Source organism: Actinomycetes bacterium (genome assembly GCA_024222295.1).
Classification (GTDB): Bacteria; Actinomycetota; Acidimicrobiia; order Acidimicrobiales; family Microtrichaceae; genus JAAEPF01.
Window position 1 is genome coordinate 1 of record JAAEPF010000093.1, and the last position, 1,615, is coordinate 1,615.

General features: G+C 66.7%; 1 protein-coding gene. It reads left to right on the forward strand.

Translation table 11 applies throughout. From position 1 onward, the window contains the following. A partial coding sequence (locus GY812_17285; GenBank protein ID MCP4437234.1) for a DNA-directed RNA polymerase subunit beta' occupies positions 1-1,243 on the forward strand: 1,243 nt, incomplete at its 5' end. Between the last annotated feature and the right edge of the window lie 372 nt (positions 1,244-1,615).

Below are 1,615 nucleotides of genomic sequence, written 5' to 3' on the forward strand. Positions count from 1 at the left end.
GGCCGATGGCTCCCTGGTTCGCGATCAGCACATCGAGACCTCCGCCTACGCGCGGACGTTGGCCACCGACGCGGTGGATGGCAACGGCAATGTCGTCGTAGAGCGGGGTCATGACCTCGGCGATCCGGCGATCGAGGCATTGCTGGCTGCCGGCATCACCGAGGTGAAGGTCCGTTCGGTGCTGACGTGCGCGACCGGTACCGGTGTGTGTGCAATGTGTTATGGCCGCTCGATGGCGACCGGCAAGCTGGTCGACATCGGCGAGGCCGTCGGCATCGTCGCTGCGCAGTCCATCGGTGAGCCCGGCACGCAGCTGACGATGCGTACCTTCCACCAGGGCGGTGTGACCGGAGGCCAGGACATCGTGGGCGGTCTGCCCCGCGTGCAGGAGCTGTTCGAGGCTCGCGTTCCGCGTAACCGGGCCCCGATTGCCGATGTCTCCGGGCGGATCCGCCTGGAGGAGAGCGACAAGTTCTACAAGATCACCATCGTTCCCGACGACGGGGGCGAAGAGGTCGTGTACGACAAGCTCACTCGTCGCCAGCGGCTCAAGGTGTTCAAGCACGACGACGGCTCCGAGCGCCTGCTGAGCGACGGCGACCACGTCGAGGTGGGCCAGCAGTTGATGGAGGGCTCGGCCGACCCGCATGAGGTGCTGCGCGTGCAGGGCCCCCGCGAGGTGCAGATCCACCTCGTCAAGGAGGTCCAGGAGGTTTACCGCGCCCAGGGTGTGTCCATCCACGACAAGCACATCGAGGTGATCGTCCGGCAGATGCTGCGGCGCGTCACGATCATCGATTCGGGTGCGACGGAGTTCCTGCCCGGGTCGCTGACCGAGCGCGGCGAGTTCGAGGCCGAGAACCGTCGGGTTGTCGCCGAGGGCACTGAGCCTGCGGCGGGACGCCCGGTTCTGATGGGTATCACCAAGGCGTCGCTGGCCACCGACTCTTGGTTGTCGGCGGCTTCGTTCCAGGAGACGACTCGCGTGCTTACCGACGCGGCGATCAACTGCCGCAGCGACAGTCTGAACGGTCTGAAGGAGAACGTGATCATCGGCAAGCTGATTCCGGCCGGTACCGGCATCAACCGCTACCGCAACATCCAGGTGCAGCCGACGGAGGAGGCGCGCGCAGCCGCTTATACGATCCCGTCGTACGAGGATCAGTACTACAGCCCGGACTTCGGCCAGGCCACCGGAGCTGCTGTGCCGTTGGACGACTACGGCTATTCGGATTACCGGTAGCCAGAACAGGGCTATTCGGATTACCGGTAGGTCAGACGGGTTACCGGTAGTTCGGACGGGTTACCGGTAGCTCGGCCGGGCAGTTTCGACGAACGGAGGAGCCTCCGCCCTCGGGGCGGGGGCTTTTTCGTGCTTACGCTCGTCGTGTGCTCGCCCGCCGCCGGACGTGCTGCGCTCAGGGTGTGGTGCGTTCCGCTTCCGGCGTGGCGCGTTCAGGTCCCGGCGTGATGATGCCTTCACGTTCGCGCTCGGGTGTGCGGGCACCTTCACGTTCGTGATGGTGGGTGGGCCGGGGCCCGCGGGGCTGCGGGCCGGGGCGCACGGGAGAGCGGGCTGCTCGCCGTTCGCGCACGGGAGAGCGGGCACCTTCAC